Annotated in this window: 16 protein-coding genes; 14 read left to right on the top strand and 2 right to left on the bottom strand. The window is 72.5% G+C overall.

The features are described 5' to 3' along the window. The first annotated feature begins 57 nt into the window (after nt 1-57). The gene (locus JNK12_15570) at nt 58-639 is read left to right on the top strand and encodes a TetR/AcrR family transcriptional regulator (protein ID MBL8777361.1); all 582 of its coding nucleotides are present in this window, start codon (nt 58-60) and stop codon (nt 637-639) included. Nucleotides 640-735: 96 nt separating this feature from the next. Next, nucleotides 736-1,545: a polyphosphate kinase 2 gene (ppk2, locus tag JNK12_15565; protein ID MBL8777360.1), complete on the top strand. Its 810-nt coding sequence runs from the start codon at nt 736-738 to the stop codon at nt 1,543-1,545. Nucleotides 1,546-1,585: 40 nt separating this feature from the next. Here ppk2 and JNK12_15560 read toward each other — a convergent pair whose 3' ends face one another. Next, the gene (locus JNK12_15560) at nt 1,586-2,356 is read right to left on the bottom strand and encodes a glucose 1-dehydrogenase (protein MBL8777359.1); all 771 of its coding nucleotides are present in this window, start codon (nt 2,354-2,356) and stop codon (nt 1,586-1,588) included. 50 nt (nt 2,357-2,406) lie between these two features. Here JNK12_15560 and JNK12_15555 point away from each other — a divergent pair, with 50 nt between their 5' ends. The 8 genes from JNK12_15555 to JNK12_15520 all read left to right on the top strand — a co-directional run bounded on the left by JNK12_15555 (nt 2,407) and on the right by JNK12_15520 (nt 11,211). Next, complete coding sequence (locus JNK12_15555) at nt 2,407-3,159, top strand: alpha/beta hydrolase (protein ID MBL8777358.1); 753 nt, start codon at nt 2,407-2,409, stop codon at nt 3,157-3,159. A gap of 92 nt (nt 3,160-3,251) precedes the next feature. Beyond that, nucleotides 3,252-4,388 (top strand): FAD-dependent oxidoreductase, encoded by a 1,137-nt coding sequence (locus tag JNK12_15550; GenBank protein ID MBL8777357.1) that lies wholly within the window; start codon nt 3,252-3,254, stop codon nt 4,386-4,388. Nucleotides 4,389-4,460: 72 nt separating this feature from the next. Continuing rightward, a complete protein-coding gene (locus JNK12_15545) occupies nt 4,461-5,573 on the top strand; it encodes a nitronate monooxygenase (protein MBL8777356.1) in 1,113 nt (370 codons plus the stop codon). Nucleotides 5,574-5,685: 112 nt separating this feature from the next. Further along, nucleotides 5,686-6,939 carry a sulfotransferase gene (locus JNK12_15540; GenBank protein ID MBL8777355.1) on the top strand — a complete coding sequence of 418 codons (1,254 nt, stop codon included), beginning with the start codon at nt 5,686-5,688 and terminating at the stop codon, nt 6,937-6,939. Continuing rightward, nucleotides 6,939-8,180 carry an MBL fold metallo-hydrolase gene (locus tag JNK12_15535; GenBank protein ID MBL8777354.1) on the top strand — a complete coding sequence of 414 codons (1,242 nt, stop codon included), beginning with the start codon at nt 6,939-6,941 and terminating at the stop codon, nt 8,178-8,180. Before JNK12_15540 ends, JNK12_15535 begins: the two co-directional genes overlap by 1 nt. Beyond that, the gene (locus JNK12_15530; protein MBL8777353.1) at nt 8,180-8,938 is read left to right on the top strand and encodes an SDR family oxidoreductase; all 759 of its coding nucleotides are present in this window, start codon (nt 8,180-8,182) and stop codon (nt 8,936-8,938) included. Before JNK12_15535 ends, JNK12_15530 begins: the two co-directional genes overlap by 1 nt. 25 nt (nt 8,939-8,963) lie before the next feature. Next, complete coding sequence (locus JNK12_15525; GenBank protein ID MBL8777352.1) at nt 8,964-9,977, top strand: alcohol dehydrogenase catalytic domain-containing protein; 1,014 nt, start codon at nt 8,964-8,966, stop codon at nt 9,975-9,977. A gap of 10 nt (nt 9,978-9,987) precedes the next feature. Beyond that, nucleotides 9,988-11,211 carry a cytochrome P450 gene (locus tag JNK12_15520; GenBank protein ID MBL8777351.1) on the top strand — a complete coding sequence of 408 codons (1,224 nt, stop codon included), beginning with the start codon at nt 9,988-9,990 and terminating at the stop codon, nt 11,209-11,211. An 81-nt stretch (nt 11,212-11,292) separates the two neighbouring features. On the opposite strand, the gene JNK12_15515 is transcribed toward JNK12_15520, so the two are convergent. Continuing rightward, nucleotides 11,293-12,036, bottom strand: a complete 744-nt coding sequence (locus JNK12_15515) for a hypothetical protein (protein ID MBL8777350.1) — start codon at nt 12,034-12,036, stop codon at nt 11,293-11,295. Between the two features lie 74 nt (nt 12,037-12,110). Between JNK12_15515 and glsA the strand changes: the two genes are divergently transcribed. The 4 genes from glsA to JNK12_15495 all read left to right on the top strand — a co-directional run bounded on the left by glsA (nt 12,111) and on the right by JNK12_15495 (nt 16,675). Beyond that, on the top strand, nt 12,111-13,136 hold the full coding sequence (glsA, locus tag JNK12_15510; GenBank protein ID MBL8777349.1) for a glutaminase A: 1,026 nt from the start codon (nt 12,111-12,113) through the stop codon (nt 13,134-13,136). 44 nt (nt 13,137-13,180) lie between these two features. After that, nucleotides 13,181-14,044, top strand: a complete 864-nt coding sequence (locus JNK12_15505) for an alpha/beta hydrolase (GenBank protein MBL8777348.1) — start codon at nt 13,181-13,183, stop codon at nt 14,042-14,044. Nucleotides 14,045-14,233: 189 nt separating this feature from the next. Continuing rightward, nucleotides 14,234-15,250 (top strand): TauD/TfdA family dioxygenase, encoded by a 1,017-nt coding sequence (locus JNK12_15500; GenBank protein ID MBL8777347.1) that lies wholly within the window; start codon nt 14,234-14,236, stop codon nt 15,248-15,250. 57 nt (nt 15,251-15,307) lie between these two features. Then, nucleotides 15,308-16,675: an MFS transporter gene (locus JNK12_15495; protein ID MBL8777346.1), complete on the top strand. Its 1,368-nt coding sequence runs from the start codon at nt 15,308-15,310 to the stop codon at nt 16,673-16,675. Nucleotides 16,676-16,740 lie beyond the last annotated feature (65 nt).

Below are 16,740 nucleotides of genomic sequence, written 5' to 3'. Positions count from 1 at the left end.
GCATAGGCATGTTGTAGCGACTGCTACAACATGAAGCCTCGTGCGTACCATGGCGATGTGAACCCGCCCCCCGACGAGTCGTCCGCGCGCCGAGACGAGCTCCTCGACGGAGCGGTGGCGTGGACGATCGAGCACGGGCTCGCCGATCTCTCCCTCCGCCCCCTGGCCCGGTCGGTCGGCACGAGCGACCGCATGCTCCTCTACTACTTCGGCACGAAGGACGACCTCGTGGCCGCCGTGGTGGACCGGGCCGCCGACGGCCTCGCGGGAGCCCTCGAGCTCGTCCTTCCCGAGCTCAGTCGGTCACCCAAGGCCTTCGTCGAGGGGCTCTGGGGCCTGCTCACCGACCCAGCGGCCCAGGGGATCGTCGACCTCTTCCTCGAACTGTTCGTGCTCACCCGCCGGCGGGGCGAGCCGTACCGGTCCGCCGCCACCCGGGTGATCGACCGCTGGCTGGAGCTGGCCGTTCCGGCGCTGGTGTCCATGGGCGTGCCCGCCCGCCGGGCGCCGGGGACGGTGGCTGCGGCGCTGGCCCAGCTCGACGGGGGCATCCTCCTCCAGGCGGCCGGCGCCACCGACGCTCAGCTCGTGGCCGTCCGCAAGGCGGCGGTCGCCACCATCGAGGCCGCCCGCGTCTGACGGTGCGCCGGCCGGTCAGCGGGTCGTCGCCACTCGGTTACCGTCGGTTCACCACGCCGGCGCTCGCCGGGTGGTGCATCGCGACGGAGTGGGACCATGACCAAGAAGCACGGTGACGGCGCGACCGGATCGGCCAAGATGCCGACCGCCGAGTACGAGAAGGAGCTCCAGCACCTTCAGCGGGAGCTGGTGAAGCTCCAGGGCTGGGTGCGCGACGAGGGCCTCAAGGTCTGCGTCCTGTTCGAGGGGCGGGACGCCGCCGGCAAGGGAGGCACCATCAAGCGCATCGTCGAGCGCACGAACCCGCGCATCGTGCGGGTGGTGGCCCTCGGGACGCCGACGGAGAAGGAACGCACGCAGTGGTACTTCCAGCGCTACGTCGCGGAGCTGCCGTCGGCGGGTGAGATCGTGCTGTTCGACCGGTCCTGGTACAACCGGGCGGGCGTCGAGCGGGTGATGGGGTTCTGCACCGACGAAGAGCACACGGAGTTCCTGCGGTCGGTCCCCGAGTTCGAGCGGATGCTGATCCACTCCGGGATCGTCCTGGTGAAGTACTGGTTCTCGGTGAGCGACGAGGAGCAGGAGCGGCGCTTCCAGGCCCGCATCGACCGGCCCGACAAGCGGTGGAAGCTGAGCCCCATGGACCTCGAGTCCCGGGCCCGGTGGGCGGACTACTCGCGGGCCAAGGACGAGATGTTCCGGTTCACCGACACGAAGTGGTCGCCCTGGTGGGTGGTGCCGTCGGACGACAAGCGCAGGGCCCGGCTGAACTGCATCTCGCACCTGTTGAGCCAGATCCCGTACAAGGACGTCACGTCGGCGCCGGCGGTGCTGCCGCCCCGGGGGCCCGACGATTACGTGCGCCCGCCCATCAGCGAGCAGACCTTCGTCGAGCAGCGCTACTGACGAGGGCGCCGGCGGGCTGCTCGGATGAGATCAGATCAGGTCAGAGCGAGCGGAAGGCGCCGCCGTCGACGAGCAGCTGCGCGCCGTTGACGTAGGCCGCGGCGTCGCTGGCGAGGAAGGTGCAGACGCCCACCATGTCTTGGGGCACGCCGATGCGCTTCATGGGGTTCATGGCGCCGGCTTGGGCCTTCATCTCGGGTGACCAGGCGTCGGTGATGTCGGTGTCGAAGGCACCCGGCAGCACGAGGTTGGCCCGCACCTTGGGTGCCCACGCGCCGGCGAGGCCGAGGGTGAGGGCGTTCAGGGCGGCCTTGGCCATGGCGTAGGGGAGGTCGGAGGCCATCGGCCGCAACGAGCCGGCGGTGGACACGTTGATGATCGAGCCTCCGTCGCCGGCGGCCATGCGCTCGCCGACCAGTGCGCTCAACCGGAACGGTCCCCGGGCGTTCACGGCGTGGACCTTGTCGTAGAGCTGCTCGGTGACCGACGGCAGTCCGTCGTAGAGCGGTGACATGCCGGCGTTGTTGACCAGCACGTCGCAGCGCCCGAACTCGGCGTAGGCCGCGTCGACCAGCGCGTCGGCGTCCTCCCACCGGCCGACGTGGCAGGCGACCGGCAGCGTGCGCCGACCAGTGGCCGCGGCGATCTCGTCGGCCGCGATCACGCAGTTGTCGTACTTGCGGCTGGCGATGACCACGTCGGCGCCGGCGGTGGCGAACCCTTCGGCCACCGCCCGGCCGATGCCCCGGCTCCCCCCGGTGACGACGGCCACCTTGCCCGTCAGGTCGAACAGCGCTGCCGGCGTCTCCATCCCCCCATGGTGGCACCGCGCCCATCGGACCGGCCGGGTACCGTCCCCCCGTGCTCGCGTACGACGACGTGGGAACCGGCCCCACCCTGGTGCTCGTCCACGGGCTGGGCAGCGACCGCACCCGCTGGGCGCCCGTCATCGAACGTCTCGCCGGCGACTTCCGGTGCATCACGGTCGACCTTCCGGGCCATGGCGGGTCGGGTGACGACGGCAGCGACGCCCTGTCGGCCACGGTGGCGGTGCACGAGGTGTGGAGCGCACTCGGGGTCGAGGCTCCGGTCGTCGTCGGGCACTCGCTGGGCAGCGTGGTCGCCCTGCTCAGCGCTGCGCTGTTCACGCCCCGATCCGTGGTCGCGGTCGACCCGGTGCACCTGTACACACCCCACCTCTGCGAACGCGTGGCGCCCTTCCGTGAGCGCCTGCTGGGGGACGACTTCGACGACGCGTTCGCCGAGTGGGAGCAGACCCTCGACCTCGGCCCGGTCGATGCCGCACAGCGCACCGCGATCCTGTCGGGCCTGCACCCGCGAGCGGAGACGGTGCGCTCCTACTGGCAGGTGGTGCTGAACCCGGAGGTCGCGGTCGCCGGGCAGCCACAGATGACCGCGGCGCTCGCCGGCATCGCCGTCCCCACCCTCGTGCTCTGGGCCGCCACCCCGACACCGGAGGACGCCGCCATCCTCGATCAGATGGCCACGACCACGGTGGAGGTGGTGGCCGGAGCGGGGCACTTCCTGCACCTCGTCGATCCCGACGGCTTCGCTGCCCGTCTGCGCGACTGGGTGCACGACCTCCCGCGGTGAGGGTCCACCGCCACCCTGACTCCCCCGACTGCAGGAACACGGAGCACGGCCCGGGTGCCCGTTCCCGTGGCGTCGGGCCGTAGGTTGGCGCCGTGGGCAACGGGGGCAAAGCGACGGGCAAGCGGGTGGTGGTCGCCGGTCTCGGCGACACGGGCGTGCTGGTCGCCGCCAATCTTCCCAAGGGCCTCGACGTCACCGCCGTCGGTACCCGGCCGGCGCTGGTGAGCGGTCAGGAGCTCGGCAACCGGGTGGCCGACCCCGCCGGCTGGCGGAGGAACTACCTGCTGCCGCTGCGCCGCTTCCGCCGCCTCGACCGGGTGCGGGTCCTGCACGGGCGCATCACCGCCGTCGACCTGCCGGCGCAGGAGGTGGCGGTCGAGCTCGCCGACGGCGCCACCACGACCGCGCCCTATGACGTGCTCGTGGTCGCCACCGGGGTCACCAACGGCTTCTGGCGCAGCGACCGCGTCGAGGATCTCGCCGGCGTCGAGGCGGGTCTCGCGGCAGTGGCCGAGAAAGTCGGCGCCGCCACCACGGTCGCGGTGGTGGGCGGCGGCGCCACCGGCGTCAGCGCCGCCTACAACCTCGCCCGCCGCCACCCCGACAAGGACGTCCACCTCTTCTTCGCCCAGGACGAGCCCCTGCCGGACTACCACCCCGACGCCCGCCGGCGTCTGGCCCGCCACCTCGAGAAGGTGGGCGTGCACCTGCACCCTGGGCACCGAGCCGTGCTCCCCGACGGGTTCGCTGGCGAGGAGCTGACCCACGACCCCGTCGAGTGGTCGACGGGGCAGGACCCCTTCGCCGCCGACGTCGTGCTGTGGGCGGTCGGCAAGGTGCGCCCCAACACCGGCTTCCTGCCCGCCGAGATCCTCGACGAGCACGGTTTCGTGCGGGTGGACGAGCACCTCCAGGTGGTGGGTCACCCCGAGGTGTTTGCGGTGGGCGACGTCGCCGCCAGCGACCCCAACCGCAGCTCGGCCCGCAACTGGGGCTACCGGGTCGTCACCCACAACGTCGCCGTCGCGCTGAAGGGCACCGGCACGGCGAAGACCTTCACCCCGCCCCGCTACCGCTGGGGCTCGATCACCGGCATCCAGGACGACGGCCTCACGGTCTTCCAGCCCAACGGCAAGGCCTTCACCGTGCCCCGCTGGGCCGTCGAGCCCCTGCTGTTCCGCTTCTTCACCGAGCGCCTGCTCTACCGCGGCCTGCGCCGCGACGCCTGACTCCGCGGCCCTTCAGGGAGCGCCGACGGCGGCGGAACGGGTCACCTGCTCCGCGCCGTAGGGTCTGCGTCCATGCGCACGGAGATCTGTGACCGGCTCGGGATCGAGTTCCCGCTCTTCGCCTTCTCGCACTGCCGCGACGTCGTCGCCGCGGTCTCGAAGGCCGGCGGCTACGGCGTGCTCGGCGCGCTGGCCTTCAGCCCCGAGCAGCTCGAGCAGGAGCTGACCTGGATCGACGAGCACGTCGGCGGCAAGCCCTACGGGGTCGACTTCGCCATGCCCGAGAAGTTCGTTGGCAAGGGCGAGGACTTCGAGCTGCCCGACCTCGAGGCGCTCATCCCAGAGGAGCACCGCGAGTACGCCGAGCACATCCTCGCCGAGCACGACGTGCCGCCCATGCCCGAGGGCCTCGAAGGTCCGACCATCGCCCCCGGCCTCGGGGTCGACCAGATGGGCCCGGCGCAGGTCCACCAGGCGCTCCAGCACCCCGTGTCGATGCTGGTCAACGCCCTCGGCCCGCCGCCGGATTACGCGGTCGACGCCGCCCACTCCGCCGGCGTGCTCGTCGGTGCGCTGTGCGGCTCGCCCCGCCACGCCGAGCGCAACGTCGAGCGCGGCGTGGACGTGCTCATCGCCCAGGGCACCGAGGCCGGCGGCCACTGCGGCGAGATCTCGACCATGGTGCTCGTGCCCGAGGTGGTCGACGCCGTGCCCGAGGACGTGCCCGTGCTGGCCGCAGGCGGCATCGGTCGGGGTCGCCAGATGGCGGCGGCCATGGCGCTCGGCGCCCAGGGCGCGTGGACCGGGTCGATCTGGCTGACGGTGGCCGAGTCGGACACCCGCCCGTGGGTGGTCGAGAACCTGCTGGCGGCGTCGTGGAACGACACGGTGCGCTCCCGGGCCATGACCGGGAAGCCCGCCCGCCAGCTCCGCACCGCCTGGACCGAGGCGTGGGAGTCGTCCGAGGGCCCGGGGCCGCTGCCCATGCCGCTCCAGGGGATCATCTACGCCGAGTCCGCCCACCGCTTCACCCGGGCGCAGAACAAGGAGCTGTCGGGCTCGCCGGTGGGCCAGATCGTGGGGAACATGAACTCGGTCCGCTCCACCCGCGACGTCGTGTTCGACATCGTCGAGGAGTGGATCGCGGTCACCGAGGCCCAGGCCGCCCGCCTGGCCGACAGCTGAGCCACACGGGGACGGGTCCCGCCGGACAGCGCCCCGGGTCGGGCTAGGGTCGCCGCCGCCCGCGGTCCGCACGGACAGGGCGCCGATGCAGAGACGGCAAGAGGGGGAGGGCGTGGAGGAGATCCGGATCGCGGACCTGCGCGAGCCCCAGCGCGACGCCGACGCCCAGGCGCTCTACGACCTGGCGCGGTCGATGGAGATCGACCTCGATCCTGCGGGCCTGGTGGCCTCGGCCGAGCGCCAGACCCACCTCGACGACTTCGGCGACCCCACGCTGCTCGACCGCCTCGCCGCCCAGGTGGCGGCGGTCGAGGCCGACGAGGGGCTGTCCGGCATCGGCCGGCTGATCGTGCGTCGGCGCCTCGTCGGCTTGCTCGCCGCCCGTCTCCGCTTCGAGGACTTCGTGCGGCGCCACCCCGAGGCCCTCGAGGTCGATCTCGAACCGCCGGTCATCGTGGTGGGGCTGCCCCGCTCGGGCACGACCCACCTGGTCAACGTCCTCGCCTCGGACACCCGCCTCCGGTCGATGCCCTGGTGGGAGGTGGCCGAGCCCATCCCTGTCCTCGGCGACGGCCCGGGGCGCGACGGCGTCGACCCCCGCTACCTGCGCTGCCTCGCCGACCACGAGGCCGCCAACCAGGTCGCCCCGCTCACCGCTCTGATGCACGACCGCCCGCCGTGGTCCATCGAGGAGGAGTGCGAGCTCATGGATCTCGACCTGTGCACCTACGTGCTCGAGTGGCACGCGCGGGTGCCTGCGTGGCGGGACCACCAGGACACGCTCGACCACGACGCCCACTACGCCTTCCTGCGCCGAGAGCTCCAGGTGCTCAGCTACCTGCGCGGCCCGAACCGCTGGGTCCTGAAGTGCCCGCAGCACCTCGAGCGCCTCGGCCCGCTGCTGCGCACCTTCCCCGACGCCACCGTCGCCTTCACCCTGCGCGACCCGGTCGCGGTGCTCCAGTCGGCCATCACCATGCTCGCCTACGGCGACCGCAGCCGGCGCGTGTCCGTCGAGCCCGACGAGCTGGCCGCCTACTGGGTGGACCGCATCGAGTCGTTGTTGCGGGCCGGCGTGCGCGACGCCCACCTCATCCCCGACGCGCAGCGGGTGGACGTCGAGTTCCGCGAGTTCATGGCCGACGACCTCGCCATGGCGACTCGCATCCTCGACGTGGCCGGCGTGGGGGTGACCGACGAGGCCCGGGCGCGGCTGGCGGCCTACGTCGGCGGCAACCCGCGGGGCAAGGACGGCCGTGTCGTCTACGACCTCCGGGCCGACTTCCACCTCGAGCCCGCCGACCTCTACGACCGCTACGCCTTCTACTTCGAGGCCTTCCCCCAGATCACCCCGGAGGTGCGCTGATGCCCGGCATCCACCGCGAACGGCCCGGCGCCGACGCCATCACCCCGGCCACCGACGCGCCGGCGGTCGACGTGGGCGACGGCGTGTGGCTGTCACCTGGGCTCAGCAACAGCTACTTGATCACCACCGCGGACGGTCGGGTCGTGGTCAACAGCGGCATGGGCTTCGAGGGCCCGCTGCACCGGGCCAAGTACGACGCCGTCGACGGCTCGCCCATCCGATCGGTGATCCTCACCCAGGGCCACTACGACCACGTCGGCGGCCTGCCCGTCCTCGTCGATGAGGGCACCGACCTCATCGCCCAGGCCAACCACGGCGTGTGGCGCAACGACAACCAACGCCTCGAGGCCTTCCGCTCCCGCAACTCGGCCTTCGCCTGGATCGACGCCATCCTCGCCGCGATGGAGCACACCCGGGCCCTCGGGGTGGAGGCGGCCTCGTCGGAGCTCCCCGAGCCGACCGTCCTCGTCGACGAGCGCCTCGAGCTGACCGTCGGCGACCGCGAGCTGGTGCTCATCGCCACCCCCGGCGGGGAGACCTTCGACTCGCTGGTGATCTGGCTGCCCCAGACCGCCACCCTGCTGTCGGGCAACCTCACCGGGCCGCTGTTCGGCCACGTGCCCAACCTCGTCACCATCCGCGGCGACCGCTACCGCGACGCCCTCACCTACATCGACTCGCTCGACATCGTGAAGGAGCTGCGCCCCGAGCGTCTCCTCACCGGCCACTTCGACCTCATCGAGGGCGGCGACCGCATCGTCGAGGAGATCGAGGCGATGCAGGAGGCGATGCGCTGGGTTCACGACCGCACCGTCGACGGCATGAACGCCGGCGCCGATGTGTGGGAGCTGATGCGCACCGTCCGGGTGCCCGACCACCTCGACGTGGGCGAGGGGTACGGCAAGACGCCCTGGAACGTGCGGGCCATCTGGGAGAACTACGCCGGCTGGTTCCACCACCGCTCGACCACCGAGCTCTACGGCGTGGCTCCGCTGGCGGTCGCCCCGGACCTCGTGACCGCGGCAGGCGCCGACCCGCTGATCGCGGCGGCGCAGGCCCACCTCGACGCCGGCCGCCCGGTGGAGGCGATCCAGCTCACCGACGTGGTGCTGGCCGTCGAACGCGGCCACGCCGGCGCCAAGGCCGTGGCCCTCGCCGCCCACGAGGCGCTGCTCGCCGACACGGCGAACTTCTGGGAGAGCGCCTGGCTGCGCCGCTCGATCGAGAAGCTGGCCCGCTGATGGCCGCCACCGTCACCTTCGACTTCACCGGCGCCCGGGTGCTCGTCACCGGCGGGACGAGCGGCATCGGCCACGCGGTGGCGACCGCGTTCGCCGCGGTGGGCGCCGACGTGACCGTCACGGGCACCCGCTCGGGGCCGGGGGAGTACGACACCGACCTGTCCGGCTTCGGGTACCACCAGCTCGACGTCGCCGACCCCGCGTCCGTGGACGCACTCGTCGAGGATCTCACCGGGAGCGGCCCGATCGACGTGCTCGTCAACAACGCCGGCGCCAACCTGCCGGGCGGGCTGGACGAGTGGACCGCCGAGGGATTCGCCGCCGCGATCGAGCTCAACCTCGTCGGCCCCCAACGTCTCACCACCGGGCTACGCAAGCTGCTGTTCGCGAGCGAGCACCCCGGTGGCGCCAGCGTCGTGAACCTCGCGTCGATGACCGCGTTCCGCTCGACCGACATCGTCCCGGGCTACGGCTCGGCCAAGGCCGCCATCGTCACCCTGACCGCCAACCTCGCCCGCCGCTGGGCGACGCGGGGGGTGCGGGTCAACGCCGTGGCCCCCGGACTCATCGACACCCCGATGACCGCCCCGATGGCGGCGTTCCCCGAGATCATGGACGCCGAGCTGGCCCGCATCCCGATGGGGCGCACCGGCACTCCCGAGGAGATCGCCGCCGCCGTCCTCTTCCTGTCCAGCGCGGCGTCGGCGTACACCACCGGCACGACCCTCGCCGTCGACGGCGGGTACCTGGCGAGCTGAGAGCCCAAGGACGAGGAGCGAACACATGCGACAGGTGCGAGTCCACGGTCCCGGCGACGTCCGTCTCGACGACGTGCCCGAGCCCGAACCCGGGCCCCGGGACGCGCTCGTGAAGGTGGCGGCCTGCGGGATCTGCGGCAGCGACCTCAGCTACATCCGCCTCGGCGGCATGGCCGGCCCCGGCCCCGAGCCGCTGTGCCTCGGCCACGAGATGGCGGGGACCGTCGAGTGGGTCGGCCCCGAGGTCACGGGCGCTCGTGTGGGCGACCGGGTCGTCGTGCAGCCCGGCAGCGAGGACGCCGGCCGCATCGGCGGCGGCGCGCCGATGGGCGGGCTCACCCCGTTGCTGCTCGTGCCGCAGGCCGACCGCTTCCTGCACCCCGTGCCCGACGACCTCGCGCTCGACGTGGCCGCCTTCGCCGAGCCGTTGGCCGTGGGGATGCACGCCGCCGACCAGGCCGACGTGCGCCCGGGCGACGGAGTCGCGGTGTTCGGCTGCGGCCCCATCGGGCTCGCCGCCATCGCCACCCTCGTCGACCGCGGCCACGAGAAGGTGGTGGCGGTCGAGCCCAGCGCCACCCGGCGCGAGCTGGCCCTCGGCCTCGGTGCCCAGGCCGCCCTCGACCCGATGGCGACCGATGTGTGGGGCGAGCTCGCCGAGCTGCACGGCACCTCCCCGTTCCTGTTCGGCCCGACGCCCGCCACCGCCGCCTTCATCGAGGCATCGGGCGTGGACCGGGTCATCACGGACGTGATCGACCACGCCGCCGTCGGCGCCCGCCTCTCGGTCGTCGCGCTCCACTACGCCCCGGTGCCGACGAGCTTCCTGCTGGTGCTGATGAAGGAGCTGACCTTGCGGGGGTCGATGGAGTACCCGCCGCGGTTCGCCGACTCGATCGACCTGCTCGCCCGCCGCGACCTCGCGCCGCTGCTCACCCACCGCTTCGCGTTGGACGACGTCGACGCCGCCCTCGGCACGCTCGAGGGATCGAAGGACTGCGGCAAGGTCCTCGTCACCGTCGACCCCTCCCAGTTCTGAGTCGAGCGGCATGGCGTTCGACCTCACGGACCCGGGGCTGCTGCTCTCGCCGGCGGTGCTGGCCGACCCCCGCCCGCTGTACGACCAGCTGCGGCGGGAGGCGCCGGTGTGGCAGGTGCCCGGCCAGGACACCTTCCTCGTGTCCGACCCGGGACTCATCCGCGAGGCGGTGGGCCGGCCCGACGACCTCTCCTCGAACCTGGTCACGCTCTTGCGCAGCGACGGGACCGGCGGTACCGAGCCCTACGGGCTGCTCCCGTTCGGTGACCCGATGCACGTGCTGGCCACCGCCGACCCGCCGATCCACACCCGGCACCGGCGGCTCCTCCAGCAGCACCTGAGCCCGGCCGCGGTGGCGGCGCTGACCCCCGACATCGAGCGCATCGTCGACGAGCAGCTCACTCCGATGCTGGGGACCGGGCCGGTCGACGCCGTGGCCGGCTTCGGCGACGCCGTGGCGACCCGGGTGGTGTGCCGGCTCATCGGCCTGCCGGACCACCTCTGGCCACGGCTGTCCGACCTCGTCGTGCGCACGGGTGAATTGCTCGACGGGGTGACCACGAGCGACGGCACCGACGCCGCGTCGGTGGCGGCCTTCGAGCTCGGCATCATCGTGCACGAGGAGCTCGACCGGGCCCTCGCCCTCCCGCCCGACGAACGTCCGGGGCTGCTCGGGGTCTTCGGCGCCGACATCGCCGCCGGCGAGATCACCGGGGACGAGGTCAAGAACATCCTGCTCATCCTCGTGTCGGCGGGCTCCGAGACGACCGCCACCCTCATCGCGACGGCGTGCGAGCGCCTCGCCCGCGACGAGGGTCTCCAGGCTCAGCTCCGCGCCGACCCGCAGATGATCGCCGAGTTCCTCGAGGACACGCTGCGCGACGACGGCCCGTTCCAGTTCCACTACCGCCACGCGCCGGCGGACACCGAGCTCGGAGGTGTGGCCATCGCGGCCGGCAGCCGGGTCCTGTTGATGTGGGCGGCGGCCAACCGGCCGGCGCCTGGCGCGCCGACGTCGCCTGAAGGGCCACAGCCACCGCACTACGCCTTCGGCAAGGGGATGCACTTCTGCATCGGTGCGCCCATCGCCCGCCTCGAAGCCCGCCTCGCCATCGAGCAGCTCCTGGCCCGCACCGCGTCGATCGCGCCCGTCCCCGACGATCCCGCGACCCGCCGCCCGAGCATCTTCCTCCGCCGCTTCGCGGGCCTCCCCCTGGTCCTCACCCCCGCCTGAACGGTCGTCCGGGTGCCGCCACGCTGGGGGCGAGAGACGGCCTGGGCGCGGCGGTCGAGCAGGGCAGCAGGTTCTGACGCGTCAGAGGAACTGGAGGTCGCCGGGCTCGACCATGGGCAACTCATCGAGGGCGGCGGTCAGGTGCCGGTTCCAAACCCCCTGGAGGCGGGCCAGGTAGGGCGAGTCCGCAGCGATGCGCACGTGTTCGATCTGGTGGGTGGCGGGCCGGTAGATGCCGAGGTCGTAGGGCGGACCCACGGACAGGTTGGCGTCCGCAGTGCTGACCATCGAGCTGAGCGCGACCTTCGCGGCGCCGAGGATCGGGAGGTGGGCACGGGTGGCGAGCTCGAGCAGGAACTTGCCGTACTTCGTCTCGCCGATCTGCAGGAACGGCCGGTCGTCCGACGCCCGGATGTAGTTCCCCTCGGGGTACACGAGCAGGATGTCCGGCGGTTGGTCCTCGATCTGTCCGCCGACGAGGAACGTCGACGTGCCGTCAGCGCCGGACTCGGCGAGCGCCGCCCGATGGGAGTCGGCCACCTCCACGCTGAGGCGGCCGACGTAGAGCGCGGCGTCGGCGAGGCTGCCACCGGTCGACAGGGACGCGGTGGCGTCCGGCGTGGCGAGATCCCGCTCGATTCGATCCATGACCTCCTGGGTGGTGGCCAGGTTGCCCGCCGACTGGATCACGATGGTTCGGTCCGGCGCAGGGTGGAAGACGAAGAGCTTGCGGTAGATGCTGACGTTGTCCACGCCGGCGTTCGTGCGCGAATCGGACAGGAAGACGAGACCGTCGTCCATGCGCATCGACAGGCAGTAGGTCACGGTGGTCCTCCAGGGGCGGGTGCGGAAACTGTAGGAGGCTGTTCCCCGACCGGGACCACTCCAGAGGACGAACCATGAGCGCCGATGCCGATGCCGATGACGGAGCCCTGCCGATCGTGGTGTCGACCGGCGAGCTGCCTCCGCGCGAGCTCGTCGACCGACGGATGCGCGAGGCGTACGAGCGGTTCCGCGGGGTCGACGAGGGAACCATCGCCACCTACATCCCGGCCCTCGCGTCCGCCTCGCCGGAGTGGTTCGGGCTGGCGATCGCAGGCGTCGCTGGTGGGGTCTCGGCCGTCGGTGACGCCCAAAGGGAGTTCTCGATCCAAAGCGTCTCGAAGCCGTTCGTGTTCGCGTTGGTCTGCGACGCGATCGGCCACGACGCGGCCAGGCAGCGGTTGGGCGTGAACGCCACAGGCCTCCCCTTCGACTCGGTCGTCGCGGTCGAGCTGGGTGCGGACGGCATCACGAACCCGATGGTGAACGCCGGAGCACTCGCGACCGCGAGCCTGGTGCCCGGCGAGGGCCCTGACGAATGCTGGGAGTTCGTCCGCCGGGGGCTCTCGGCCTTCGCCGGCCGGGAGCTGGCGGTGGACGAGGAGGTGTTCGCGTCCGAGCAGGCCACGAACCAGCGCAACCGCGGGACGGCGCACCTCCTGGCGGGCTACGACCGCATCTACTGCGACCCTGACGAGGCGACGGACCGCTACACGAGGCAGTGCTCGATCCTGGTGACCGCCACGGACCTCGCGGTCATGGCCGCCACGCTGGCCGACGGCGGCGTGAACCCGATGACGGGGGAGGCGGTGATCGACCCGGCGATCTGCCGGCGGGTGCTCGCCGTGCTCGCGACCGCCGGGCTCTACGAGCGGACCGGCGACTGGCTCTACGACATCGGCCTGCCCGGCAAGAGCGGGGTCAGTGGCGGGATGGTGACGATCTCCCCGGGCAAGGGTGGACTCGCCGCGTTCTCGCCGCTGCTCGATCCCGCCGGAAACTCCGTCCGCGGTCGTCTCGCCACGGCCCACCTCTCGGACACCCTCGGGCTCAACCTCTTCGCCTCCACCTACCGCCCCCTCGACACGGCGCGGGAATCGTGACGGGTCGTGGACGGGCGCACGGTGCGGGGAGCCATGATGGCGCCGTGACCACGGTCGATCTCGAGGGGCATCAGGGGCTGCGCCTCGCCGGTGAGCGCTTCGGGGGCGACGGCGACCCCGGGGTCGTGTTCCTCCACGGCGGTGGCCAGACCCGCCACTCGTGGGGTGGGACCGCCGCCCGCGTCGCCGATCGGGGGGTGACCACCCTCACCCTCGACGCCCGCGGTCACGGCGACTCGAACTGGTCACCCGACGGTGACTACCGCCTGGCCACCTTCGCCATGGACCTGGAGGCCGTCCTTGCGTCGGTCGACCAGCGCCCGGTGCTCGTGGGGGCGTCCCTCGGCGGGCTCACGGCGATGCTCCTCACCGGTGAGCTGGTTCCGGGTGCCGCCCGGGCCGTCGTGCTCGTCGACATCGTCCCGGACATGGAGCCGGCCGGCGCCGAGCGCATCCGGGCCTTCATGGCTGAGCGGGCCAACGAGGGCTTCGCCTCGCTCGAGGAGGCCGCCGACCTGGTGGCCGGCTACAACACCCATCGCGAGCGGCCCGCCGACCCGAGCGGACTCGCCAAGAACCTGCGCGAGCGCGACGGCCGCTGGTACTGGCACTGGGACCCCCGCTTCATGGACCCGGCGTCCGACAAGGCGCCCTCGGAGATCATGGACGTCGACCGCCTGCACGCCGCGGTCGAGCGCATGGCCGCCGACATCCCGGTGCTGTTGGTGCGGGGCCGGATGAGCGACCTCGTCAGCGAAGAGAAGGCCGAGGACTTCCTCGCTCGCTTCCCCGCGGTCGAGTTCGTGGACGTCTCGGGCGCCGGCCACATGGTCGCGGGCGACCGCAACGACGCCTTCACCGACGCCGTCCTCGCCTTCCTCGACCGCCACGAGCTCGCGCCCGGCTGATCGCCGGCCCCGCCGGTCGTCCACCCCGCCCCCGAACCCGAGCCAGAGCCACAGGCCGAGTCCCCGGGGCGGCCGACGAGCGGTCGACCGTCCGTGCGCGTCGGCGATCTAGCCTGCGAGGACAGGGGGATCCATGGAGCATGGTCGCGTCGTCGGGGCGAGCACCGTCGTGGATGGCGGCGGCGCGTCGTGAGGGTCCTCGAGCCGCAGTGCGAGTGGACGGCGGCCGACGTGGCCGACGAGGACACCTGGACCGTGCACCTCACACCCGACGAGCTCGGCGAGCTGGACGCCGCCCTGCGCCACGCGATGCGGCGGTCGACCGATCCCCTCGAGCTGTCCGCCGACGACTTCCCCCTCGGTGGGTTCGTGTACCGCCTCGCCGCGGTCGAGCTCGAGCTGATCGACGGCCGGGGCTTCGTCCGCCTCCGCGGGATCGATCGCTCGGCCTACACCCAGGACGAGATGGAGCTCCTCTACTGGGGCCTCGGTCTGCACCTGGGGGTGCCCCTCGCCCAGAACCGGCACGGGCACGTGCTCGGCGACGTGACCGACCAGGCCAAGCGGCCCGACGACCCCACGGCCCGGGGCAACGAGCTCGGCGGCATCGCCCTGCCCTTCCACTGCGACGGGGCCGACCTCGTCGGCCTCCTCTGCCTGGAGAACGGCATGGGTGGCGGGCTCTCGGCGGTTTCGAGCTCGGTGCGCATCCACAACCGGCTGGTCCGGGAGCGCCCCGACCTCGCCGCCGCCCTCTACGAGCCGTACCCCTACGACTTCCGGGGTGAGCAGCCGGCGGGCGGACCCTCGTTCTACGAGCTGCCCGTCTTCACCGAGTGGGACGGGCGCCTGTTCGTGCGGTGCATCCCGCCCTACATCTGGGCGTCCCAGCGCCATCCCGAGGCGCCTCGCCTGAGCGACCTCCAGCGAGAGGCCCTGCTGGCGGTCGAGACGATGGCCGAGGATCCGGACAACCACGTGCTCATGGAGCTGCGCCCCGGCGACATCCAGTTCATCAACAACTTCCACGTCCTCCACGGACGCACCGCGTACGTGGACGACCGGCCGACCGGCCGGGTCCGCCACCTGAAGCGACTGTGGCTGGAGACCGACGAGCTCACCAGTCGACCGCCACACTTCGCCCGCCGCAGCCACTGGGAGGCCAACCGCTCGGCCAGCCGCCTCCGCCCCACCGTCGAGGGCTGAGCACCCGAGGGGCGAATCGACCGCGTCCCGCAGTGCCGGGCGCGGTTGACTGGGGTGATGGCCGACGCGCGGGTGAAGACGACCCGGCGTCCGCTGGTGCTGTTGGAGGCGGCCACCTTGCTGTCCGGCGCAGGCAACGGCGCCGCCCTCGTCCTGTTGCCGTGGATCGCGCTCGAGCGCACCGGCGAGGCCAGTGCCGCCGGCCTGCTCGCCGCGGCCACCGCGCTCCCGCTGCTGGTGTCGAGTCTGTTGTCGGGGACGATCGTCGACCGGCTGGGGCGCAAGCGCACAGCCGTCGGGGCCGATCTGCTCTCGGCCGCGTCGCTCGCGGCCATCCCGATCGTCGACCTCACCATCGGACTCGACCTGGGCTGGCTCGTGGCGCTCGCGGTCATCGGGGCGATCTTCGATCCGGCCGGCGTCACCGCCCGCGAGACGATGCTCCCGGCGGCTGCGGGTCGGGCGGGTTGGCCCCTCGAGCGGGTCAACGGCCTCCACGAGGCCATCTGGGGCGTGGCCTTCATCGTGGGGCCGGGCGTCGGCGGCGTTCTGATCGCGTGGGTGGGCGCCATCGACGCGATGTGGGTGACCACGGTCGGGTTCCTGCTCTCGGCGGCGTGCGTGTCGGTGCTGCGCGTGCCCCACGCCGACGCCCCGGTCGTCACCGACGACGCCCCCGAGGGGGTCTGGGCCGGGACACGGAGGGGCCTCGGCTTCGTGCGCCGGGACGGGCTGCTCCTCGCCATCACCGTCATCTCCGCCCTGCTGGTGTCGGTGTACATGCCCATCGAAGGCGTGCTGTTGCCCGTGCACTTCGAGGCGCTCGACGAGCCCGGCCGTCTCGGGGCCATCGTGATGGCGATGAGCCTCGGGGGCATCCTCGGCGCGGTCCTCTACAGCTGGCGGGGTGACCGCCTCCGTCGGGCCACCGTGTTCCGCGGGGCGCTGGTGCTCACGGCCACCTTCATCCTGGTGCTTGCCGTGCTGCCACCGTTCCCGGTGATGATCGGGGCCTCGTTCCTGATCGGCCTCGCCTACGGCCCGATCGGCCCGTTGGTGAACCTGGCCATGCAGGCCCGCAGCCCCGAGCACATGCGCGGGCGGATCGTCGGCATCATCACCTCGACCGAGTACGCCGCCGGCCCGCTCGGCTACCTGATCGTCGGCGTGGCCACCACCCGCTTCGGGGTGCAGACGACGTTCACCGCCGTGGCCGTCCTGATCCTGGCCATCGCGATCGGGGCGGTCTTCGTCCGCTCGCTCGACCAGTTCGACGAGCTCGCGGTGCCGGAGCACGTGCCCCACGGCGCCGCCGAGATCCTCGACGCGGCCACGTCCGGCCCCCTGCCCCTCATCCAGCCGCCCCGCGACCCCGACGCCGCGGCCCACCGAGCTGAACGGGACCCCGCCGCCGACGCCGGCTGAGCGCGCCCTCGGGCACGCGGCGGTGCGGGGGAGCAGACTGCGGGCGGCGGCGACGGTCCGGTCGC

The sequence above is a fragment of the Acidimicrobiales bacterium genome (assembly GCA_016794585.1).
Lineage (GTDB): Bacteria > Actinomycetota > Acidimicrobiia > Acidimicrobiales > DATDAH01 > JAEUJM01.
The sequence above is the reverse complement of the archived record's forward strand: the minus strand, read 5'-3'. Positions and strand labels throughout refer to the sequence as shown.